This is a genomic window from Echinicola strongylocentroti (assembly GCF_003260975.1).
GTDB classification, from domain to species: Bacteria; Bacteroidota; Bacteroidia; order Cytophagales; family Cyclobacteriaceae; genus Echinicola; species Echinicola strongylocentroti.
The window spans coordinates 4068224-4093162 of sequence record NZ_CP030041.1 but is presented as its reverse complement, the minus strand read 5'-3'; the positions used below and the strand labels follow the sequence as shown (position 1 = coordinate 4093162).

14 protein-coding genes are annotated in these 24939 nt (G+C 45.7%); 4 read left to right on the top strand and 10 right to left on the bottom strand.

Annotated features, from left to right (window positions below):
• Positions 1 to 110 precede the first annotated feature (110 nt).
• Both rsmG and DN752_RS15880 read left to right on the top strand, forming a co-directional pair.
• Positions 111 to 755, top strand: a complete 645-nt coding sequence (gene rsmG, locus DN752_RS15885; protein ID WP_112784858.1) for a 16S rRNA (guanine(527)-N(7))-methyltransferase RsmG — start codon at positions 111 to 113, stop codon at positions 753 to 755.
• 310 nt (positions 756 to 1065) lie between these two features.
• On the top strand, positions 1066 to 2856 hold the full coding sequence (locus DN752_RS15880) for a glycoside hydrolase family 15 protein (RefSeq protein ID WP_112784857.1): 1791 nt from the start codon (positions 1066 to 1068) through the stop codon (positions 2854 to 2856).
• 61 nt (positions 2857 to 2917) lie between these two features.
• On the opposite strand, the gene DN752_RS15875 is transcribed toward DN752_RS15880, so the two are convergent.
• The 9 genes from DN752_RS15875 to DN752_RS15835 form a co-directional block, all read right to left on the bottom strand.
• A complete protein-coding gene (locus DN752_RS15875) occupies positions 2918 to 5017 on the bottom strand; it encodes a heparin lyase I family protein (RefSeq protein ID WP_112784856.1) in 2100 nt (699 codons plus the stop codon).
• 45 nt (positions 5018 to 5062) lie between these two features.
• Positions 5063 to 6319 carry a LamG-like jellyroll fold domain-containing protein gene (locus tag DN752_RS15870; protein ID WP_112784855.1) on the bottom strand — a complete coding sequence of 419 codons (1257 nt, stop codon included), beginning with the start codon at positions 6317 to 6319 and terminating at the stop codon, positions 5063 to 5065.
• A gap of 485 nt (positions 6320 to 6804) precedes the next feature.
• Positions 6805 to 8106, bottom strand: coding sequence for an exo-beta-N-acetylmuramidase NamZ family protein (locus DN752_RS15865; RefSeq protein WP_112784854.1), 1302 nt, complete (start codon positions 8104 to 8106; stop codon positions 6805 to 6807).
• Between the two features lie 56 nt (positions 8107 to 8162).
• Positions 8163 to 9998, bottom strand: coding sequence for an outer membrane protein assembly factor BamB family protein (locus DN752_RS15860; RefSeq protein WP_112784853.1), 1836 nt, complete (start codon positions 9996 to 9998; stop codon positions 8163 to 8165).
• 412 nt (positions 9999 to 10410) lie between these two features.
• On the bottom strand, positions 10411 to 13362 hold the full coding sequence (locus tag DN752_RS15855; protein ID WP_112784852.1) for a glycoside hydrolase family 3 N-terminal domain-containing protein: 2952 nt from the start codon (positions 13360 to 13362) through the stop codon (positions 10411 to 10413).
• A gap of 244 nt (positions 13363 to 13606) precedes the next feature.
• On the bottom strand, positions 13607 to 15391 hold the full coding sequence (locus DN752_RS15850) for a glycoside hydrolase family 9 protein (protein WP_112784851.1): 1785 nt from the start codon (positions 15389 to 15391) through the stop codon (positions 13607 to 13609).
• Positions 15392 to 15400: 9 nt separating this feature from the next.
• Complete coding sequence (locus DN752_RS15845) at positions 15401 to 16201, bottom strand: polysaccharide deacetylase family protein (RefSeq protein ID WP_112786580.1); 801 nt, start codon at positions 16199 to 16201, stop codon at positions 15401 to 15403.
• Between the two features lie 107 nt (positions 16202 to 16308).
• On the bottom strand, positions 16309 to 18021 hold the full coding sequence (locus DN752_RS15840) for a RagB/SusD family nutrient uptake outer membrane protein (RefSeq protein WP_112784850.1): 1713 nt from the start codon (positions 18019 to 18021) through the stop codon (positions 16309 to 16311).
• A 13-nt stretch (positions 18022 to 18034) separates the two neighbouring features.
• Positions 18035 to 21286 (bottom strand): SusC/RagA family TonB-linked outer membrane protein, encoded by a 3252-nt coding sequence (locus DN752_RS15835; protein WP_245949254.1) that lies wholly within the window; start codon positions 21284 to 21286, stop codon positions 18035 to 18037.
• A 483-nt stretch (positions 21287 to 21769) separates the two neighbouring features.
• On the opposite strand from DN752_RS15835, the gene hflK reads away from it, so the two are divergent.
• The gene (hflK, locus tag DN752_RS15830; protein ID WP_112784848.1) at positions 21770 to 22747 is read left to right on the top strand and encodes an FtsH protease activity modulator HflK; all 978 of its coding nucleotides are present in this window, start codon (positions 21770 to 21772) and stop codon (positions 22745 to 22747) included.
• The gene (gene hflC / locus DN752_RS15825; RefSeq protein ID WP_112784847.1) at positions 22744 to 23682 is read left to right on the top strand and encodes a protease modulator HflC; all 939 of its coding nucleotides are present in this window, start codon (positions 22744 to 22746) and stop codon (positions 23680 to 23682) included. The genes hflK and hflC overlap by 4 nt, the downstream gene beginning before the upstream one ends.
• A 366-nt stretch (positions 23683 to 24048) precedes the next feature.
• On the opposite strand, the gene DN752_RS15820 is transcribed toward hflC, so the two are convergent.
• Entirely contained in the window at positions 24049 to 24732 is a 684-nt protein-coding gene (locus tag DN752_RS15820) for an N-acetylmuramoyl-L-alanine amidase (protein ID WP_245949252.1), read from the bottom strand.
• Between the last annotated feature and the right edge of the window lie 207 nt (positions 24733 to 24939).

Below are 24939 nucleotides of genomic sequence, written 5' to 3'. Positions count from 1 at the left end.
CGCCTAATACTGGGCCAAAAGCTCCAGACGGTGACTTTAACCAAACAACGCTCCAGCATAATTTGCTGCGATCAATTGTACCCATTTCAATAGTTATCCATAACAGAAAAATGAACCAGGAACTAGCGCTAATCCTCGATTACTTTCCCGAACTTTCTGACCAGCAAAAGGAACAGTTCACCGCTTTAGGAGAGCTCTACCGAGAATGGAACCAGAAGATAAATGTCATTAGCAGGAAGGACATGGACGCATTCTACACCCATCATGTGCTCCACTCTTTGGGCATCGCCAAGGTCATGCGTTTCGAACCCGGCACTTGGGTGCTTGACATTGGCACAGGAGGTGGTTTTCCGGGCATCCCATTAGCGATACTGTTTCCAGAAACCAATTTTCACTTGGTAGATTCCATAGGCAAAAAGATCACCGTAGTGAAGGACGTTGCCAAAACGCTCAAACTTAGCAATGTGGAAGCCCAACAAGCAAGGGCTGAATCACTCCAGCGGAAATATGATTTCATTGTAAGCAGGGCCGTCACACGCATGGCCAATTTCTACCCTTGGGTAAAAGGCAAGTTCAAAAAAGAAGATTTCAATGAATTTGCCAATGGCATCCTTTATCTCAAAGGAGGCGATGTGGACGAAGAAATGGAAGAGCTCCCTATCTCCTATGTCACCTATCACCTAGAAGACTATTTCAAAGAGCCATTTTTTGAAACCAAAAAAGTCATCTACATTCCCTACGAAGGCAAAAGGTAGTATCAAACATATAGAAAACAACAGAGAACAAAGCAGGAGGTAGCTGGTAGCTATTAATCAAAACAGCTATAGATGGTAGGAGTGTTCCCTATTACCTAGCCTATCAAGAGCAAACTTTACGGCCCTCTACTGGAAGTGCAATGGGGATATTTAGCTGAAATTGGTCATCGATTTATCATTATTGATCACTGCCAACTTTCAAACCATATAACATTTCAGCTGCCCAACCTTCTTACCTTTTCATTTTTTTTACTATATTCAGCGCTAACCCAAAGTTGCCTACTTTTTTACACCATTCAACCAAAAACATATGACAAAAAGACATCTTTATGGTACAGGGCTGATCGGAAACTGTGCTTATATCGCCCACATAGAAAAAAACACAAATATCAGCTGGCTTTGTTTTCCTCGTTTTGACAGTGATTTTATTTTCGGGGGAATGCTGGACAGGGAAAAAGGAGGGGAATTCAGCATCTTACCAGAAGACAACGCTTTTTCCACGCAGCAGGAATACCTTGAAAACACCAATATCCTTAAAACCACCGTTAAGCTGGACAATGGTGAAGAAGCGTACTCCGTGACGGATTTTGCACCACGCTTCATGAATTTTGAGCGGTACCACAAACCACTGATGGTGGTCAGAAAAATAGAACCCATCTCTGGTGAACCAAAGATCAAAATCAACTGTAAACCGGTCACCAACAGAGGAAAAAAGAAGCTCAGACCTAGCATGAACAGCAACCACATTGAATTTTTGGGTGCTGAACAGGAAGTAAGACTGACGGCAAATTGTTCCGTTAACTATATTATGGAAGACCGCGCATTTAGACTGCAGCGTCCCATTTATTTGTTTTTTACCTACGGTCAGCCCTTGGAAGCCCCCGTAGAAAGCACTGCTGAGCGCTTCTTACAGGCTACCACCCAGTACTGGCGGGAATGGATCAAATCCACCAGCATACCGCACTTCTACCAAAAACTGGTAGTTAGATCTGCGCTGGCGCTAAAAATCCACCAGTTTGAAGACACCGGAGCCATCATTGCGGCTTCCACTACCAGCCTTCCTGAATCCCCTGGATCTACCAGAAACTGGGATTACCGCTACTGCTGGATACGGGACAGTTACTATACCTTAAATGTATTTAACTCCCTTGGCCACTTCCAAGAGCTGGAAAGGTACTTTGAATACATCCAAAACCTACCTACCAATGCCAATGGCCGTTACCAGCCGCTTTATTCCATTACTGGTTCTGCTCTATTGGAAGAAGAGCTCAGTGATCTATCGGGATACCTTGACAACCAGCCCGTTCGGTTTGGCAATCAAGCTTATACCCACATACAAAACGACCTCTATGGACAGGTACTGGTAAGTCTTTTACCGCTCTATGCTGATAAGCGTTTTATAGAATCTGAAAAGAGTCACTCGGCACCTTTTATTCACAACCTATTGGATAAAATAGAGGAAACTATGAACGAAAAGGATGCGGGGCTTTGGGAGTTTAGGAATTTGGCACAGGAACACTGCTATACCTTTATTTTCCATTGGGCAGGCTCCTGCGCAGCAATAAAAATCGCCGACCGTCTGGAAGACAGCTCAATGAAAGAAAAAGCGGAAAGATTGCGATTGCAAGCCATTGAGAAAATCGAGGCATGTTATGTCCCAGAAATGAAGGCATACGCTCAGGCCATAGGCACCAAAAATATGGACGCCAGCACCCTGCAACTTATCACAATGGGATACTTTGGCAATGATACCGAAAGGGCCAACAACCACTTAAAAATGCTTGAAAAAGACCTCCTTGCCAAAGATTACCTGTTTTACCGCTACAAGCACATGGATGATTTCGGCGTGCCAGAAACGACCTTCCTCATCTGTGCCTTTTGGTACATAGAGGCATTGGCCTGCGTCAACCGTCTTGATGAGGCAGTAGAAGGTTTTGAGACCCTCACTAAGTACTGTAACCATCTCCAGCTCTTCTCAGAGGATGTCGACCATAAGACAGGCAGTCAATGGGGCAACTTCCCCCAAGCTTACAGCCATGTCGGGCTGATGAATGCAGCCTACCGTATCGGTCAAAAACTGGACAAACCTAACTTCTTGTAATCACAAAAAGAGATCGGCTTAACACCGATCTCTTTTTACCTATTGTTTGATTTTCATCTCCTCACTCAATTAATCGTTCCCAATAGTGCCCCGGATATTCCACACCATTTAGGGCTCTTCTTCCTTCAGGGTCCATTTTAGAAAACATAACATAGGCCGGAGCGACATTATTAGCAATCCTGACTTCGTCATAGTACAGCAAACGTTCTTCAGGAATGGTCTCAAGACTACCTGCACCCCACTGGGAACAATACAAGCCCACTTTCCAAGAATAGTGATAGTCAAGGTCATTGGAATACATGGTTGGGCCCTTATGGTCCACCACCAACTCTCTATTGAGCCATAATTTCGCAATTCCATCTGTAGGATCTAATTCATAGTACAGGATAAAGTCATGCCATTCACCTGGTGTAATCCCCTTAAACCTGTAATATTTCCTCATGGTATCCTTAAGTTCTGCCTGCTCTTCAACATTCCGGTCAAACTCCCCATAACAAACTTGCATATAAAACCCATCCAGCTCAGTCCGAATACTGATCGGAGGCGATTGACTAAATCCTACATGGAGCTGCTGGATCACCTCGGCAATGGTATGTGAAGGGTCTATATAATAATCCGAAGGAAAATAAATGGAATAAGACATCCATTTCTTCATCTTGGACATTTCTGTCTCCATCCCTGACATGGACAAAACTTCTGTCCTGTGCTTTTCAAGCTGATAACGCAACCCTTTCCTCAGGTAAAACCGCCCCCCCGTGGTACCGACTCTGGCATATTCAGAGCTCACCATGATGTCGTCCGGATCATTATAACATTGTCTCTGCACCCATGAGTCACTGACTCCTTCCGCATCCATTTCGCTGTTTTCAATAATATCTTGAAAAGGACAATATTTAATTACATCAATCACCTCTTTATCCAAGGTATAAACATCTATCGAGGAAATTTCTTCCTCCGTAAGTACCCTGTTCCATACGGCAAACCTACTAAAGACGCTTTTATAGCTTGTGGTGGACCCCATCAGCTTATTTAGGGTCCACATCTCCTCGTTATAGACATTCACCCCATCCGTCACATCATTGCTTTTATTGAGCTTTCCATCTGTATAAAAGCGCATATTTTCACCATCGTAAGTAATGATGCACTGCAGTGTACTACCGTCTGTTGGGTATGAACCAGAAGTCCCTGTAGACCTTCCTCTACCACTACTCCCCTCGGTTTCGGGATTAATCCCCATTTCCATTCTTCCATCCGCCACAGTACCTAAACGAAAGCCATTATTCCCGCTTCCCGAGCTGTATGTCCCAAAGAAGGAACCGGCCGTTTTCACTACCTTTCCATACTCTATCAACACAGTAAACCTCTCCTTAACAAAGCTCAGGGATTTAGAAAAAGGTATGGTTATATAACTTCGCAAATCTGCATCTTCATTATTCCCCATATTTACCTTAAAGCCGGTAATTGTAGACTCCCACTCTATGTCATCTGGATTGACAATATCTCCATGATTGGCATATCCACTTTTATCTTCTATATAGTCCCTATACCCAGGATCCTGATTAAAGTTATAATGGATAACCACCCCATCATGGATATCATTCGGCTCATAATCAGTCGTGGGCATGATTGCATAAAGTACAAAACCTTTATTTATAAACTGATACTTAATGACATTAAGCTGATTTTCGACATATTCTCCATGCTCTTTCACAAAGCTTTCAGGGAATTTGGGTTTTGACGAAGCCCTATGGAAAATAAACCCTTCACCTTGCCCCGGAAGGTAATCATCAGATAGGTCCTCAGTAATACTGCCTGTCAACGGACTGGTATGCGACCCATAACGTCTACGCCTATCATAAGCTATTTCATTTCCCTCAGTATATTCGAGATCATACGGATTCCCCTCAGACACTTCTCTCTCGTCTAAAAAAACAACTTTGTTCAGGTAACTAATGAAGTCTTCTATAGAGGAAAATGGATTTTGCTGTTCATCTACAAATTCTGAAAAATGACCATATAGAGCCGTTTTTCCCAATTCATTGCTATTGACCAGAACAATTTCCTGTATTCTATAAATAAAATATTGCCCTGCGGGATATGATTCGTCTCCCACCCAGAAAATACCAGAGCCTAACTCTCCCGGTGATATTTGAATAGCCATAGATTTTTTTTTAAGTGATAAAAACTAAAAAAAGACAACGGAAGATCAACATTCCTCTCTTTCCGTGCTCCCGAAATGATTCCAGACATTCTTGATTTCCTCATCAGACAACACCCGGTCCCATGCTGCAAAATGCCGAAATATAGTTATTGAACTTACCGTTTTACCATTTTGCTTCCCTATATACCAATCCTCTTCATTGTATATATACTCTCCTTCAGACACTTCATTGGATTTGTTCAGCGTACCATTGTAATAAAATCGTACATATCGTCCATCATAGGTAATTACAAATTTCTCCGTACTTCCATCGGTAGGATAAAGCGCCGGAGAAGAGGACCTACCTCTACCTCCTGAACCAAGAGACTCTTCGTTTACTTCCAGCTCCACTCTACCATCACTGACTATCCCCATATTGATACCATTGTTTCCGCTTCCTGCAGTACAAGTGCCAAAGATCACCCCTGAGAACTGTCCCCTCTTTCCGAAATCAACCAAAATGGTAAATTGATGCTTTAAGAATCCCAAGCTCTTGGTGAACGGAACCCTGAAATAACTCCTTAATTCAGTATCTTCATTATTCCCCAGTGTCACCGTACCTGCATCCATATCCCAAATGGCATCTTCTGGGTGTTCCAAATATCCATTATTATTATACCCACTCTGATCAAGCAATGAATTCTCAATATCCCCGCCTTTGCTGAAATCATAATAGAGCACAAGCCCATCAAAAACATCTACACCATCATATTCGGTAAGGCTCTCAATGGTGTACAGCTTAAATCCCTTGGTAAAATACTGGTAACGAATCAGGTTTAACTCACCACTGGCATAACTTCCCTCTCCTTTCACAAAACCACTTGGGTAGATCGGCTCTTCCTCGTCTTTGTGAAAAATGATTCCTTCACCTCTGGTAGAGTCAATCGAACCATCATTATAATCGGTAATCTGTCCAGAGAGGGGATTGGATTGTGAACCAAACATCCTCTTCCTATCATATTGCAACACACTTCCTTCTGTATATTGATAATCAAGCTGACTTCGGTTCATGTTAGCCCCACTCTTCCCGAATATCATCCCATTTAGATACTCCATCAACTCGTCTACGGAAGTGAAGGAATTCCCCTGCTCATCTTCAAAGTCGGTGTAATGTCCAAAAGCTACCACAGCCCCCATTTCATTACTGTTTACCAACACGGTCTCCCCTTTCCTGTAAAGAAAAAATTTACCCTTGGTAAAGGTCCTGTTTCCTACCATGAAGACATCAGAATCAACACCTCCTGGAATTAATTTAATCGCCATAAATAATTTTAATTTCTAGTTTGAACATGCAAAAATCAATCTCATAAAACGGTAATTCGCTTATAACAACTCTCCCAATTGAGGACCTGCTTTCTCCTGAAAGCTCGCACTGAATGTTTTATTACTGAACATTCTGACATTATAAAGAACCTTAATTTTTACACAGATTAAGTTTCTAAACTATTTTGCAATAAATAAAAGTGAAATGGTGAATTATAGCATTGTTAATATCAATTAGTTTAAATTTAAAGTTGATATTTTTCAATAACAAGCTAATAAAAACAATTGTAAAAATACTAGCAATAATTAGGGACAAACAATTAATACAGGTAAACAAACAATAATTCATATATGAAAATAAGACAAGAAGACTTCCTACGGTATATTTCCACCTAGCTCTAACAACAAAAAACCATGCGGTCTTTCGCATGGTTTTTTGTTTGAATTTCGTTTGGGAATACTAAAATCGGCCGATTATCCCGAAATTAATACAGGAGATAACCGGGCCTTCGCTCAGAAAAATAACGCAACCCTTCTTCCCAATCCTGAATAATTGCCTCTGGTGATCTCCCCTCCTTGATCTGCTCTCGAATAGCCGATGTCTTCCACAAACCATCCATCCGTTTCTCTTTCCACTCCAATTGATCTGGATAGCCCTTAAAAAGTGCATCCAGCATATAGACAGCCGCCTTGGCTGATTCAAAGCTACTCCTGTCCGTAACATGAATACTGGCACTATTGCAGGTATCTCCAAGGAATTTTGGCGGGTAGATCTCAATACCATCCACCACCCTACCTGGCACATACTTGCTTGGCCCAAACGTCACTCCTGCTAATCCATAAGCAGTAAGCTGATCACTTAAAGCCTTTCCATCGATCCATGGAGCACCAATATGCTCAAATGGATACATGGTCCCACGCGCCTCAGAGACATTGGTTCCTTCCAAAAGACAGGTCATAGGATAAAGTGTCGCAGTGGTCAGCGTCAGCATATTTGGGGAGGGCTTTACCCATGGCAGCCCTGTTTCATCATACCACATATGCCGCTCGTAGTGCTTCATCTCCACTACTATCAAATCAGCTTCTGCCATACCTGCCTTTCCCCGCTCTTGGTTGAACATCTGCGCCAATTCTCCCACCGTCATCCCATGCACCACAGGAAGCTGGTCCACGTCAACAACTGGCTCCAGCTGCTTATCACCCACTGGCCCATCCACGTATTCACCTCCAATGGCATTTGGTCTGTCCAGCACTACGTAGGGAATCCCTTGCTCAGCAGCCGCTTCCAGCACATGGTTCATGGTGGCGATATACGTATAAAACCGCGCTCCAACATCCTGGATATCAAAAAGTATCACATCAATTCCCGCCAGCATTTCAGGAGTGGGCTTGCGCACCTCGCCATAGAGCGAGACCACTGGCAGACCGGTACCTTTATCTTTTCCATCTGCTACATGTGTATCTTCTTCTCCCCGAATCCCGTGCTCTGGCCCAAAAAGCAAGGCCAAATCAACTTCCTTGTTTTCATAAAGCACATCCACTAAGTGCCTGCCATTTGGCAATAAGCTGGTATGATTGGCCACAAGTGCCACTTTTTTATCCTTTACCAATGGAAAAAAGTCCGGTTCCAATAACCTTTCCGCCCCAATCACTACTCGAGTGGACGGATCCTCCTCGCCACTTGTTTGGTTCTCTTTCTCTGCCGTCCCTTTACCGCCACAGCCACCGCAAAACAGTCCTACTACTGCACCAAACAACAACACTTTCATTAACCTATATTTTTTCATGCCTTCTAATTTAAATTTGTTAACTGTTTAACTCGCTGTAACTTCCCAACGAAAACCTAAAACTCCAATAGCTCCACCTTACCGTCCATGGTCGCTATAATCAGGGAATGATCACTGATCACGTTCACTGTATTGGCCATGGAATTATCGATTTTGTGTACCCAATTGATATTTCTGGAAACTGGGTCAACACTGTAAACCGTGCTGTTTTTTGTCCCAAAATAAACTGCCCCACCTTTCTCTATCAACATCGACGGCACGTGCTCATAGCCAAAGCCACAGTCCATCCGCCATGCAAGTTTGGCTGCTTCTTGCCCTGTCTCAAAAGCCACAATTTCATCGTTCATCGTTTTCCCATACACCCACTTTCCATCTGCGGAGATACCAATCGATTCCCTTACAGTGGCCTCGTTACTCCTCCATAGCTCAGCTCCTGTGCCCGCATCCAGTGCTGTCATGTACCTATCTGGCGCCACTATATACACTACTCCTTTATGGGCCACGGGGATACACATCGCTGGTGAATACATCCGGTTGGCAGAACCATTGTCCCACTTCCAGGCCAGCTCTCCACTATCACTCTCCAAGGCATATAAGTGCTTATCCCATGCCCCAAAATACACCTTCCCCTCATACAGCAGCGGCTTGCTCACCACGGGCCCTTCCAGTCCAGCAAACTCCCATAACACATTCCCATCCGTAGCATCCAAAGCGCGGAATTTACCGTCACTGCCACCAATATAAACCACCTCATTATGGACAATGGGAGACCCCAAAACGGAAGCTCCCGTTGGCGTCTTCCATACCAACTCGCCGCTGTTCAAGTCCAGCGCATAGATATTCCCATCACCTGACCCCAACATCACCAAATCATCATGGACTGCTGGAGAAGAAAATATCCCTGCACCTGTCTGAAAATCCCAGAGCACCTCCCCCGTTTGGGTGGACAGCGCTTCTACTTTTCCTACGCTGTTCCCGAAAACCACTTTTCCCTTTGCTTCCACGGGGGTAGAGATCACATTGGCATCGGAGTGATAGCTCCACTTTGCGGTCACTTGGTCATACTGGTGATTCTGGCTAAAATCAGGTCTTTCATAAGCCGTATCGGATGGGTAATTTCGCTCTCCTAGTGCTACTTTTCGCCATGGTTCGTCCGTCTTCACCCCGGGCGTACGCTCTGCAAAATAAGCGGTATCCTGCGTGATGGTAACGATATTATATCCGCCTACTTCATCTTTTGCACGCAGGTTTGACCTTCCCATCACCCCGGGGATACCTTCAAAGTCATAAGGTTTGTTACGGTGACCATGTCCGCAGATTGAAAACTGCGTATTGTATTGCTTCAACCTGTCCGTAAGTTCAAACCAATTGTCCAGGCTATTGTCCAAAGGGTAATGGTTCACATTGATGATCCGTTGGTCTTTTGGCGTGGCCGCTAATACCGAGTCCATCCACACCACCGCATCCCTCGGGATGTGCCCATCAGACATGCGCACATAAGGCCCAGAAGCTGTCCCGATAAACTTGTATCCCTCGTGCTCAAACACAAACTTATCATACCCAAAAGCCTTGATAAAACTCACCCCGCCTGATTCAGACCAGCCGGTATCATGGTTGCCGGGAATGACATAAAACGGAATGTTCAGCTTGGTAATAATGTCTTTTGCACGCGCTATTTCTTCATCCGTACCCATCTCCGTAATATCTCCGGTGAGCAGTACAAATTCCAAGTTGCTTTGCGCATTAATATCCTCCACCGTTCTCTCCAAATCCTCCTCTGCAGCGCCATTGGGCGAGCCAATATGGGTGTCCGTCACAAAGGCAAACTTAAAGTGTTGGCCAAAGACTGCCCCGAACTGCATCACGAGAAGCAATGCCAGTAAATTTTTCATAGCTTAGTTAATGGTTATTGGTTATTTAACCCGGATTATGCATTAGGAATCGTAGTGAGAGCTGAAATTGCAAGAAAATCAGTTAGTTTGGAGGCATTAGCGTAGCACCGCTACGGTTGTGCCGAAAACTAAAGTGAAACGGCTGATTTTGAAGCAGTTTCAGGTCGCAACAGATAGGCTAATGCATATTCCGGGTTTAAGTTATTTATTCTCGCGACATATTGACTTCACCCTTCCACTTGCTCAGGACAGGAGTTAGGAACAGTTTAATAGAGTCAGCAACCCAAAACTTCGCAGTGATGGGGCAAAGCCCCAGCACAACCCAGTAATCCCTCCTAACCTGCCCGCCACGGGCAAGAATTCGATATACAATTGTCTCAAGTCTCACATCTCAAGTCTCAATACTCCCCACTCACTTCATCGCCTGGTACACCACTTCCAGCACATTGGTACGGGTGTTCAGCTGGTAAAGCCGGGTATTTTCCCTCGTCGGATTGACCCTATTGGAAAGGAAGATATAGACCAACCGGTTTTCGGGATCCACCCAAGCGTACGTACCCGTAAAACCTGTATGGCCAAAGCTGCTCGCTGGTGCGCTGGGCGCTGAATTACCATTGGGATCACCCGGCTTCCGCGGACGGTCAAATCCCAATGCACGGTAGTTTTCAGGGCAAAACTGGCATTTCCCAAATTCACTTACCGTATTCCCTTTGATCAACGTTTCTCCGGCATACTCACCATCATTCAGGTACAGCTGCATCAGCTTGGCCAGGTCATTGGCATCACCAAAAAGCCCGGCATGACCGCTGATTCCTCCCAACATCGCCGCTCCCTCATCATGAACGGTCCCATGCAGCAATTGCCGCCTAAAAAGACTGTCATATTCCGTAGGTACTACCCTGTCCACAGGATAGTTTTGATAGGGGTTAAAGGTCAAGGTACTTGCTCCGAGATGATCATAGATCGTTTCATTCAAGTAATCAATAAAGGGCATACCCGTAATATTTTCCACCACTTTAGGAGCCAGGATAAAAGAAAGATCACTGTAGACGTATTCCTTTTCTGAGCTAACAGGGGACTTCATGATTTCCTTATAGATCTTGTCCGCATAGTGTCGGTGGATGTAAAGATTATCGGCCACCTTGATGGGAAACCGCTTGCTTTGGTGGTCCTTAAAAGTAAACCACTTGAAAGAACCATTTTTCCTCACGGTATTTTTCCAAAATGCAATCCAAGAGGTCAGCCCAGCCTGATGGGTCAGAATATCTTTGTAAACCAAGTTTTCTTTATTGGTTCCCCTCGCCATGGGGAGGTAATCACCAAGCGTATTATTTTCATCAAACTTCCCTTCGCCATGTAATTCCATCAACGCCGCAAGGGAAGTACTGATTTTTGTCACAGAAGCAAGGTCATAGAGATCGGTGATTTGCACTGGCACATTCTCCTCGTAAGTATGATGACCAAACGCCTGTTGGTAAAAGACCTTACCATCCTTGGCCACCAATACAGAAGCTCCGGGAATGGCCTTTTCGGCTATGGCCTGCTCCACCAATCCTTGGATGCTGTCCAGGTCCTGCCTTGCTATACCGACTGCCTCAGGCTCTACATAGGAAAAACGAAAACCTCCTGCAGTGGTTAGCCCGTCGCCAATAGCAAAATGACGATTGATGGTCACAGGCAATTTTCCTTTGGCGCCTACTCCACCGAAGACAAGCTGGGAGGCCACATCTTGGGTCAGCTCCGACTCCTGATAAGCAGCGATCACCGCAGACGCCTTCTCCAGATCCTCCAACTTATCCAAGCTGTAAACATTGCCAAAGACAGCCACCACTGTCGGCTGGGCGGCGATCAGCTTTTTCAACATTACATTCATTTCAGCAGTAATACCGAAGTTCTTCACACTGGCTTTCAGCCCCAAATGATGCACCCCTACGATCACTTTGGAATAGCCTTGGAGCTCTTCGAGCAAACCCTCAAGCGCTGACAAAGAAGTTTCCTTCGATACAAAAAAATGGTCGGCCTCCACGTAGCGGCTGAGGCCTCGTTGAAAGGTGGTCTCCTCATCAGTACCAAGGGCCACATAGGCGAGCTTTTCATCAGCAAGTTTTTTTATGGGCAGTATTTCCTCTTCATTTCTTAATAGCGTAATGGAGGCCTCCACTAGCTGTCGGTTCAGGTATTTTGCTTTGGAACTGTTCAAGTCTTCGTGGATTCCCTCCATAGCTACGGGCTGCCAATCACTCAGGCCTTGCCAATCCTTTGCGCGCAACACTTTCATCACACGTTTGTCTACCTCTTCTTGGGTGATTTCACCATTTGCTATGGCCTTCTTTACTTCCACGATGGTGGTTTTCACGTCCATGGTGTTCAGCAGCATATCATTCCCCGCTAGCAACGCCTTCACATCGACGATTCCGGGAGGATAGAATTTTGCCACCCCTTGCATGTTCAGCGCATCGGTAAACACCAGTCCTTCATAGCCCATCTCTCCTTTTAGCAAATCCGTCACAATCGGCTTGGAAAGGGTCGAGGCCAAATTGGGCGTATCATCCAGCACGGGGATGCTCATATGCGCCACCATCACGCTGCCAAGCCCGTTGTTCATCAATTTTCTGAATGGATAGAGCTCGGTGCTTTCCAACCGCTCCCTCGAAAAGCTGATCAACGGAAGGCCAACATGGGAATCCACGTCGGTATCTCCATGTCCGGGAAAGTGCTTGGCATTGGCCAGCACGTGCTCGTCCTGCATTCCCTTCATATAGGCCATGGCCTTGGAAGTGACCTCTTCCTTGTCCTCTCCAAAAGAGCGGAAGCCGATCACTGGATTATTTGCATTGTTATTGATATCCACCACTGGGGCGAAGTTTACATTGACACCGATGCGCTTGCATTGACGGGCGATCTCGGCTCCCATTTCATGGATTAGCTGCTCATCCGCTATGCCTCCAAGGGCCATTTGATAAGGAAAACTCATCGTGCTGTCCAGCCGCATGCCAAGCCCCCATTCGGCATCTATGGAGACCATCAGAGGTACATTGCTGATCTGTTGGTACCGATTCGTCATGCTGGCCTGCCTGCCGGGACCTCCCTGAAAAAAGATCAGGCCGCCCACTTTATATTGCTCCACCAACTGGGCAATGGAGTCCTCATACGCCTTGTCCCTATTGGAGTAAACGGGAATCATGATGAGCTGTGCAATGCGCTCTTCCTCGCTCATGGTCTTGAACACAGAATCTGCCCAAGTGCTTTTCTGTTGCAAAAATGGGATTTTACTGTCCGTACCATCGGACTGGGCATTGACCATACTCAGCCCACTGACCATGGCCAGTACCATCAACCCGCTTTTTAGTAATCGGTAGTTCATTGTTTATGTATAATTTGTCCTTTTCTTGTTTAATAATTATCGACTCCGTGCAAGTCGAAGGCGAATATCCAAACCGCCTACCGTGTCACCCTGAGCGGAGTCGAAGCGCGACACACAGGTCCCATAATTCATTCTGGGTGTTCTGTGCCTTCCGTGAGAAATAAAATCTACTGGCAAGAAAGCCTATAATCAAAATTAAGAATTTTAAAATCTCCCAATATTCCATTTTTTCAATCTTACCACCTCATTTAGCCCAATGCGTCATCATCAGGATCGCTCCGGCAGTACCGTCCATCGTGGGTTCATTGGTGCTGTAATCTCCCGAATCATCATGGTACACCACTTTCTCGTTCTGAAATTCGGCAAATTCATCCGGTTCCTGCAAATGAAGCCCGAGAAGATTGCTGTAAATGGTCGTATAAACCGGCCCATCTACCAATCCTCCCGGGATCTTCAACCCTAACAAAACATATAAGCTCGTGTGTACCGCCTCAGGAGATTCTCCATGGGCGGGCATTCCGGTAAACATGGACGTCCCCCAAGGGTTCCGCCCAAACAACCAATCCCTTTGTTGTGCCAAATAACCACTGTATTGATCGCTCCCGGTCATTTTCTGGTATAATATCATCTGGGTGATCAGGCCTGTCATCAGGTTATTGGAGCACCAGATAAAAGGCACTCCCACCTGAAAAGGATTTTTATGGGCCAGCTTAAGGGTGTATTCTATTCCCGCTTGGTAATAGCTTTCCAATTGCTTCTGAAAGTCGTCATCCACCAAATCATGAAGGACAAAATGCCCCATATTGATAAAAGGATACAAGCGGTAATGATCCGCCGAATCCACCATGGTCCATGAATCTGCTGTGTTACTCTTAAGGGCATAGTCCTTGGCTTGTGCCAAATAGTCTCCATCACCAGTGGTCTTGAATAGTTCTGCTGCTCCCCATTCCATATCATCGGCCCAAGTGGATTCATTGTACCGGTAGGGAGCGCTATAGGAATTGCCCTGCTGGTAGCCTTCTTGCTCTCTGCCCAAGGCATAAAGGCTCAATGCCGCCTTTCGGTATTTTTCTGCTAAAACCGGATCCTCCAAATCCTCCCCCCATATCCTAGCAGCCAAGGCCATTGCCGCAGCACACCTGCCTGCCAAATTGGCCACGCCTGTTGCTTCGCTCTTGTACTTTTGCAAACCTTGTGGCTCCCCAGTGGCAAAATAAACCGGCCGGTAACTGTTGGCTCCCCAGCCATAATCGGAATTGTCCTGATCGGGGATTTTGTAGCCTTTATGATCACGGTCATCGGCTACTTGGTGAAACAGCTGATCTGGCTCTGGGTGCATTTTTAATATCCAGTCCAGCCCCCATTTTGCCTCATCCAAGATGTCAGGAATACCATTGGAGCCTTTTTGACCCAAGGCATTCACCCTGTCCTGAAAGCGGCTTGGGTACATTTCATAGGTCATCAGCATATGGGCTGTGGCATAACTGGAAGTGATCAAGTATTTCAATTGGTCTCCTGCATCGTGCCAACCTCCACTGGCATCTACAAAAGTGCTGTCGGGCATCGGCCCAAAAAACGCCCGCCCATCACGCTGGTGACAGACCATATCCAAGGTGGGATTATAGCCGCACCGCTGCTGCCGCATAAATCCCAACAGGGTCTCTTGCTGATGGGCATAGGCATTTTGATTAATTTGGAAAGACGGGGACCTGAATTTTGAGCGTTTTGTTTGTAAATAATAGTCGCCCTCTTTCTCCACGGATGAAAAATCTACAGTAGCATAATCAAACGCTCCCCAACCTTCATTTTTGGTTTTTTGCGGTTTGATTTCAAGCTGCACCTCTCCTGTCTCCACACCAATGAGCTGAACACGCTCGCTGATGGTTTCTCGGCTAAACACCACGGCACTTTTGGCATCTTCAGGCAGATAGCCCAACTGGTTGACACGGAAATAAACGGTGTCAGCACTCGATGACTGAGGAGCTGAAAAACCAAGAAAGCTTACTAGTGAAATTAAAATCGTTAACATCGTAAAGGGTTAATTCTGCAAACAAAGCAATTCATCCACGGTCACAAGGCGGTATCCTCTTTGTCGTAATGTACTAATCAATAGGCATAATTTATCATAAAACTTATCGGTTCTTTTTGGGCTTACGCCAATATGCATCAGGAGCATAAAGCCATTCATTCCCTTGGAGGTTTCCTGCTCCATAATACTTCTTAGTATTGCTTCACTGCTCACATAATTCTCCATCTCTGGCGATGTATAATCTGCATTGGAGCGAGTACCGGGCGTGAAATCCACCACCTGGAGTCCCATTTCTGCTGTCCACTTACTGATCGAATCGTTATACCATTCATAAGGAGGTAAATAGAATCTGGCATCCTCCTTTTCAATACCAAACTGCGCCATCTCACGGTAGTTGTTTTTCAGGTCCTCCGCAAAATCCTGCTTGCTGACCAAAAGGCGGTCTCGCTGCTCCCAATCACAATAGAGCAAATGTTTGTCCGAATGCGCTCCCAGGTAATGCCCCCGCTGCTTAATGTCTTCTATCAGCGGTCCAAAAGCATTATTTCGATAGAAATCACCTGTAAAGAAAAAGGAAGCCTTGACCTGCTCCTCTTCCAGTGCATTCAAAATGGCCGTTCCGCCATCTGCAAATTGATGCCCTGTAAACACCAGTGCCAATTGCCTTTTGGTAGTATCCCCTCTGATGACCGCTCCATGTGAAATGACCTGCCCATTACCTTGCTGCCCCGCCACTTCTAAAGAAAGCAGCCAACACAAGGTCAGCACAATGGCCCTTGCAGCAGTTGTAAACAGCACAGAAGTTTCCATACCCATAAAACGCTTAAAATGTCCCTCTTTTCCAAATGGAGAAGAGGGACACACTAAATACTTCGTACTTGGTACATAATACTTCGTACTTAACACCGCATACTCCCCTACTGCTCCCAGCCTGGATTCTGCTCAAGCGTCACCCCGTGTTCATCATAAAGGGTGATTTGATCCAAGGGAACAGGATCCAAATACACTTTGGGGTCTTCAAACCTCCTTTGGGATGCCGCTGCTGTGGCGGGAATGATATAGCCTGTCTCACCGTCAGTTAGCGTCACACTGCTTTGTAGGTCAGGGTAATCTGCCTTGTCGATCCAAGCACCACGATTGATATCCTCATTGGCTTCGGTATCGCTATATTCCAGCTTTTCCCAACGCTTCAGGTCATCCAATCGAAAGCCTTCCATCATCAGTTCAATCCTGCGTTCCCTTCTGATCTCCCAGATCAGGGAAGGTACATCAGGATCCCGCTCGGGGTCATCATAAGCTACCCCGTTCACACCTGGCTCATTGCCCACCAATGTCAAATGAGGCATTCCTACTCCAGGACGGTCCCGGAGCACATTGATGGACATATCCAAATCAGCCTGAGTCATAGCAGGCCCACCCACAGTGGCCAATTCTACAACTGCCTCAGCGTAGTTCATCAGCACTTCACCATAGCGCATTACAGGAGAATCGGTATAGTTCAGGTTAGAGCTGCCTTCTGGGTCGTCCTTGATTTCTTCATTGAGGAATTTAAGGGTGGCATAGCCCGTGGTACTGTAATTTGACAAGATTCCATTGAGCCTCAACTCATCCGTCACCAAGGTACCATAAACCCTTCCATCGCGATTGGCCATCACATTACCTATCCCCTTGTCTCCCTGATATAGAGGCGATATATTAATTGGCAGACCATCACTGGCCAAGTAGCTTTCTACGGCATCTTTGGAGACACCTGTCTGTGGTTCCTTGTTGTTATAGCTGTTGAGCGCATGCGTCACCAACCCAGGCTCATAGTGTCTATAAAGGATCACTTCAGGATTTCCGGAAAGGTTGAGAGAGGTAAAAACTTCCCTGTAATCGTCCAGTGAATAATTCCCCGCACTGATTATTTCATTGGCAGCCCATTTGGCTGCTTCCAGATAAGACTGTGCCTTCTCCGTGTTTCCCTCATGATATTTTTGCCATGTCCCTTCGAATAGCATAATTCTGGACATAAATGCCAACACAACATCGCGATTTACAGAAAGGCCAGGATCGCCATCTACTTGACGGACATTATCCGCCGCAAACTGGAGATCCTCCAACACCCTGTCCATCACAAACTCGCGCGGATCTCTTGGCCGGTAGAGGTCTTCTTCATTGGTTTCGTCCAGTTCATGGTCATACCAAGGGACATCTCCAAACTGCTTCACGAGATCATGATACTCCATAGCCCTAAAAAAACGTGCTACTCCTGACCAATGATTGATGGCTTCTTCATCCATGGGTACAGTTTGAATCCTTTCCAAGAAAATATTGGCCTTTCTTACCCAAGCAAAAGTCCAGTAGGAACTTGTTGCCCCTGTAGGGATATTTTGTCTAAACTGAGACGGACTGGTAGGGCCAAAGTCATCATTTAGGCTTTGTCCGGAGAAAAAATCTCCCCAAGCATATCCAGAACCGTAACCACTAAAGTAAGCCGTATAAAATCCCCACGAAAAACTTCTTACGTTATTTTCACTGGACCAATACGTCTCGTCTGTTAGCTCATCCAATGGTGGTTTTTCGAGAAAATCCTCACAACTCACCAATGTCACAATTGCTGCTAATAATGTTAATATTCTGATTTTCATGATTTGATGCGTTTTAAAGTGTCACCTGCAAACCGAAAGAAAGGTTCCTGCTGTAAGGATAAACCCTGCCAAAGGTGTTGGAGTCATTTAATCCCGAACTGGTATAATCCACTTCCGGGTCAATAGGAAGGTCGAGGTTATCAAACTCAAACAGGTTTTCTCCACTGAAATAAACCCTCACCTTATCAATGTTTAATTTTCCTATAACTGACTGCGGTAGGGAATAGCCTATAGTGATGTTTTTCATTCTCATATAGGACATGTCCAGCAAGTAGCGTGTCTGCCTCAAGAAGTTACGTGAATTGCTGGATTGGCCTGCATCCGTAGGGCGTGGGTAGAAAGCGTCTGGATTTTCTGGCGTCCAGTAGTCTTGCTGGTGCGCAAACCATGCCTCTCCTGGACGGTAACCGGGGACGAAAAGCGGCCCATTCGCCCAGTAATCCCTCTTGCCTACACCTTGGATAAAGAAGCTAAAATCGATTCCTTTATAATCTCCTCCCAATCTAAATCCATATTGGTAACGAGGTGTAGAGTTACCGATCACCTTGAGGTCTCCGTGATCTTCTACCGTATTGGATCCATAGGTGATTTCTCCATCCCCGTTAAGGTCTTTGTATTTCACATCCCCTGGGCCATAAAAGAACCACCCGCTTTCATACAGGGATTGTGAAGGAATTCCTTCTTTCGGGACATATTTACCGTTTTCGGTAATCAACTCTCCATTTGCATCCTGTACAAAGTCGTCGTTGGTAAACAACCTGTCCGTTTCATATCCCCAAATTTCGCCAAGAACTCGTCCTTTGCGATTGGAATAAATACTGGTATTGTCCGCAAATTCAGTGATTCGCTCTTTGAAATCCGAAAGCATGGCCGTGGCATTAAGGTTAAAGCCATTGGAAAAGGAATGGGAATAATCCACTGCCAATTCCCAACCAGTGGTCTCTAGCTCACCTAGGTTTTGCTTGGTAGCACTGGTGCCGTAGGACGCAGGCAGTACAGCACCGGCACTGTGCATATCACTGGTAGTTCTTCGATACCAGTCAAATGTCACCCCTAGCTTATCCTGAAAAAACCGGGAATCAAATCCAAAATCCAAGGTGGTCACGGTCTCCCAAGTCAGCGAAGAAGGCAAGGCTCCAGGAGTACCAAAGGTCAGTTGATTGTCACTTCCGACCAACCATCCGGACGAATAGGAGTTCATGATCCTATAGATATCACTCAAGTAGGCATTCTGGTTGCCGATTGCGCCCCAAGAAGCCCGTAGCTTCATAAAAGACATCACATTGGTCACAGACTCCATAAACGGCTCCTCCGTAATTACATACCCTGCTGACATGGAAGGGAAAAACGCCCATCGATCTGTAGGAGACAACCTAGAAGACCCATCATAGCGGCCATTGACTTCCAGGAAGTATTTCTGCATGTAGTTATAGTTGATCCTTCCGAATACCCCCATGGTGGACCACTGGTTCCGTGATCCATCCACAAACTGATCACCGGAAGCCAAGTCCAGCTCCCCACGATCTAGGTCCATCAGGTCCCTTCTTTGACTGCTTTGGTACCAGTATTCGTAAGCTTCTATATCTCCGCCTGCCATGAACTTCATTTCATGATCTCCGGCACTTTTCTCATAGGTGGCAAAGAGTTTTCCCACATTCCTATTGCTCCAAGAAGAACGGTATTCCACTCTGTTATAGGACGCACTTGAATAAGGAGCATATTGAAGGTCTGCTCCAGTAGCCCAGAAATTATAGGCCGAAACCACCCCACCTGTCCGATGGTCATGGAAATTATTGGAGTCAAACGTATAATTGGCATCGATACTCAGTCCTTCGACAGGCCTGATCGTGGTACCGAGATTGATCCGGCTTAGCGATGTCGTTTCTTCATTCATCTTGGCCTGGCTCACTTCAGTTACCGCACTTCTGAATGGATAGCCTTCGTATGTACCATAAGGATAGGTTTTTGGCCATCTGAACAGATAATACCAAGGGTCATAGGTCTCTGAACTATAATAGAACGGTCGGGTAAACTTGGTTCTGCTGTAGAGCACTTTCCCTCTTACATCCATCCAATCGGTCACCGAAGTATTAACACTCAGGTCAAGTGAATAGCGGTTAAACTCATCAGGGTTTACTTTCAGCACGCCGTTTTGCCCAAGATATCCAACACCTAAACGATACGTGGTCTTTTCACTGCCCCCAGCTACAGACACATCATGTTTTTGCTGTGGAGTCCAATCTCGCATAAACATTTCTCCTGCATCCCAAGGGCGATAGAAGAAAAGACGGCCGTCACGGATTTCAAAATCCCTTCCCATTACCATTTCATTTCCAAGATCCTGTCCTCCATACTGCTGCTCCCATTCGCGCATTTTCTGGATACCTTCTTCATCGAAGTACATCCCCACCACTCCAAAAACATTGGTAGATGGATTGGTCCTTTGAAGTGCACTGAAAGCCATTTCAGCTCCTTCTGCAGCTGATGCGATAACAGGTGTTTTTGTTGGTGTAGCCCAAGAGAAGTTATTGGAATAATTCACTTTGGGTGCTTCCCCTTTTTTGCCGGTTTTGGTAGTGATCAGGATCACCCCCCAAGCACCTCTTGACCCATAAATAGAAGCCGATGCCGCATCCTTAAGGACAGAAATCGATTCTATATCCTCGGGATTGATCATTTGGAGATTTGGCACCTCCACATTATCCACTAAGATCAAAGGCTGGGCACCACCGGAATTGCTCAAGGTCCCCGTCATGCCGCGTAGTCTTATCGACGGATTTTGGCCGATCTGTCCACTCGGCGTGGTAATCGTCAACCCAGGCGTGGTACCCTGCAGTCCCCTGCCCACATCGGTAATAGGACGCGACTCCAATACCTCGGTATCCACCGTGGACACCGCACCAGTTAGGTCACTCCGTTTTTGTGTACCGTAGCCGACCACCACTACCTCATCGAGCGATTTGGCTTCTCCCTCCAAGGCCACATTGATGGTGTTTTGGCCACCTATCTCACGTTCTTGGGCGATCATTCCGATAAAACTAAAGACCAGAATTTCGCCTTTTTCAGCTTGGATTTGGTAGTTTCCATCCACATCGGTGGTCACACCCCTTGTGGTCCCCTTCACCAAGATACTTGCTCCGGGCAAAGTCCCTCCATCCTCAGCACTTGACACCGTACCCGAAACGGTCACGGTCTGCCCAAACACCTGAAAATGGAACAGGAGAAAACATACCGCCCATAAGCAACAGCGTAAAAGTTTTTTCATGTTTGACATTTTAGATAATAGTTAAGTGAATTGATTTTTGATAAGAGCGGAATAAAAACGGGTATTTTACTGATTTTGGGTTCACTGTCAATTGCCCATAATTATTCCTGTCTTATTTTCTTTGGTCAAATTTTCCTAAAAAATCAGCCTATTCCATCCCTGAAAACAGGGATATTCCAAAATCACCACAATACGAAAACAAACTATCGGGCTATATAAAGGCCATTTCGAAAAAACATGGACATTTCAGACCTTTCCTCGTGGTGGTCTCAATAATTTTTTGAAGATTGATCATTCGTTAGCTTAAAAACAGGTATATCCGCAATGACACCAGTAATCACAGCAATAGTAAATAGGTGCTCACAGAAACCACTGAAATCTCAGAAAAGCCTTATTTCATTCTGGGGGTTCTGTGCGTTCGGTGAGAAATAAAATCTACTGGCAAGAAAGCGTATAATCAAACTCAAAAAACACATACTTCTCATGAGTAACAGAAATTTTAACATTAATATTGATCCCGACATGATCAAAAAGAACCTGAGAAAAATCATCTTGGGGCTCTTGATCATTGTTGCGGCATTCAGTGCCATCCATACGGTAGGGCCTGAGGAAGAAGGAGTGGTGATCCAAATGGGGAAATATAACCGTACGGTGCCACCCGGTTTGAACTTCACCCTGCCTTTTGGCATCGAAAAAATGCACAAAATCCCAGTACAGCGACAATTGAAGCAAGAGTTTGGTTTTCGCACCAGTTCACCCAGCCAACGATCCGACTATATTAAAGAAGGATATGTCGGCGAATCCACCATGCTCACCGGGGACCTGAACCTCACCGATGTGGAATGGGTGGTCCAGTACCGGATCAGCGATTCTTACAAGTACCTTTTCAAAGTCAGAAATGCAGACAAAACCCTTCGGGATATGTCCGAGGCTGCCATGCGCAAAATCGTTGGGGACCGCACGGTCAACGAAGTGCTGACCGTAGGAAGGCAAGAAATCGCTAGCAGTGTAGAACAGCTATTACAGGAACTGTGTGACGAATATGAAAACGGCATTCGTATCGACCAAGTAGTCCTTCAAGATGTCAATCCACCAGACCCTGTAAAACCGTCCTTTAACGCCGTCAATGAAGCCCAGCAGGAAAGAGAAACCCTTATCAATCAAGCCGAAGCGGACTACAACCGAATCATCCCAAGGGCCCGTGGCGAGGCACTGGAGACCATCGAACTCGCAGAAGCCTATGCCCTCAACAGGGTAAACCGCGCAGAAGGTGAAGCCGAACGATTCAACTCCCTTTATAACGCCTACATCAAGGCTCCTGAAGTGACCAAACAACGGATCTATTTGGAAACCATGGAAAAAGTCCTACCTAAATTGGGCAACAAGGTCATTGTGGACGAAAAAGGCAATAATGTATTGCCACTATTAAACTTGGACAAAAAAGGAGGTACTGAGAAATGAATAAGCGCATTATCATCTATATCGTCGTAGGGATCATCCTACTGATCACCGTCAATAGCAGCATCTTTATTCAAGATGAAACCCAGCAGTCCATCGTGACACAATTTGGGAAACCCATTGGCGAACCCCGCACTACGCCGGGGATCAACTTCAAAGTACCTTTTTTGCAAAAAGTGCAGTTCTTTGACAAAAGGTACCTGGAATGGGACGGCGACCGTAACCAAGTTCCCACCAAGGACAAAAAATTCATCTTTGTGGACACCTATGCCCGTTGGGAAATCACAGACCCCTTGCAGTTCTTTATCCGACTGAGGGATGAGCGCTCTGCCCAATCCAGGCTAGACGATATCCTCGACGGAGAAACCAGAAATGCCATTGCCAGCCATGACTTGCTGGATGTGGTGCGCTCCACCAACCGTGATCCCGAGGTAACGGAAGACTTTATGGAAGAACTGGAAATTCTGGAGGAGATCACCGTGGGCAGGGAAAAGATCGAAGAAATCGTCCTCACCAAAGCCAACGAACGGACTACGGACTTGGGAGTCCGCATCCTTGACTTCAAATTCAAGCGTATGAATTATGTCAACGAAGTACGAGACAGGGTATACGACAGAATGATCAGTGAAAGAAACCGTATCGCAGATCAGTTCCGTTCCGAAGGTCAAGGTGAAGCCCGAAAAATCCAGGGGGACAAAGAAAGGGACTTGGCCAAGATCCAATCGGAGGCATTTCGTGAAGCGGAAGAGATAAAAGGCCGGGCAGATGCCGAGGCCACTGCCATCTATGCTTCTGCCTATAACCAAAACCGACAAGCAGTAGACCTGTACAAGTTTCTACGGACCATGGAAAGCTTCGAGAAATCACTTGATGAAAACACCAGCATCATCCTGTCCACAGACTCTGAGTTTTTCAGGTTTTTGAACAGGTTAAATTAAGCTGTTAACTATTTCGGGTGCCAGTTCTTCTTTTCGTAGAGAATTGGCACCCCTTTTTTCGGTTCAAGCAGGAAAGTTGGGGAATTGTGGTTGGTTCTGATAGAACGCTGATGTCGCAGATGATTAAGATTTGCGCTGATTTTTTTCATAATTTGGATAAACCAAGAGGAGCCAAAATAGCATAACGATCATTATGGCTCTTAATGGATTAAGAGCCTGTAAAGCAAAAAAGTAACAAAGGTGGTGGAGTGAAAGTCACGCTGTAACTTGGCAGGCAATGTAGAAAGTTTTTCAAGGCGCATCATATGAACCCCATAATTATACCTCCCAGAAATATTGATAGCCCCATTTTTTCCAGCATCCGACTCATTTCGGTATTTCCTTCAAATCCAACTCTTCTAAACGGTTCCTGACCTTTTTAATAAACTTCTCACCAGGATCCGTCTTCTGGGTTCTGTACCCATCGTCTTTTTCCAACCACAGGTCATGCCCCTCAAAAGCCGTATACTCATAGTGGCCAATCACATAATCAATGGGATACTTTCTCTTCAGATGCCGGACCAAGGCCGCATTGGCTTTTAGCTGGGCTTTAGTGAGAGGTTCTTCTGCACTGCCTACATTCTCTACACCTATGGCACAATGGTTTAGACCAATGACATGTCTCGCCATCACCGTGTCAGGAAGCTGCCGGAAGATCGTTCCGTCCCGATCGATCAGGTAATGCGCCGATACATTCAGTGCGCTGGCGGCAGCAATTCCTTCCCGACTTCCAGGAAGCCGGACTGGATTCATGGCATCATAAGATCGCTCCAAGTCCGCAATGGCCGTCCAATGCAGCACCACCATCTTCGGAACAATCGTCGGCTCCTCCTGCACTAGGCCATAGTGGGAGGCAAGGTATTCCAAGGTCAACTGCTTCCTTTCTTCATCAAACTTGACCCGCTTATCAAATACCCTGTACGTGGGCGCACTACAGCTCAACACACTGACCGCAAGCATCATCACGCCCCAACTGGTACCCTTATTATTTACAATCCTTCTACAATCCATATTGAATCAATATATTAATTTTTCGCAAAAACTAGTCAAATTTATACGACTAGCCTATCCCTGAAAACAGTGATTTTTCATTTTTCCATCAATTTAGGGCAATAACTGATAAAGGCTTCAAAACACGTACGAAGTCACTTTTTAGGTATAATTTACTCTTTTTGGGATTTTACACACCTGCCACTAATGTAAATTCTATTTTAAATA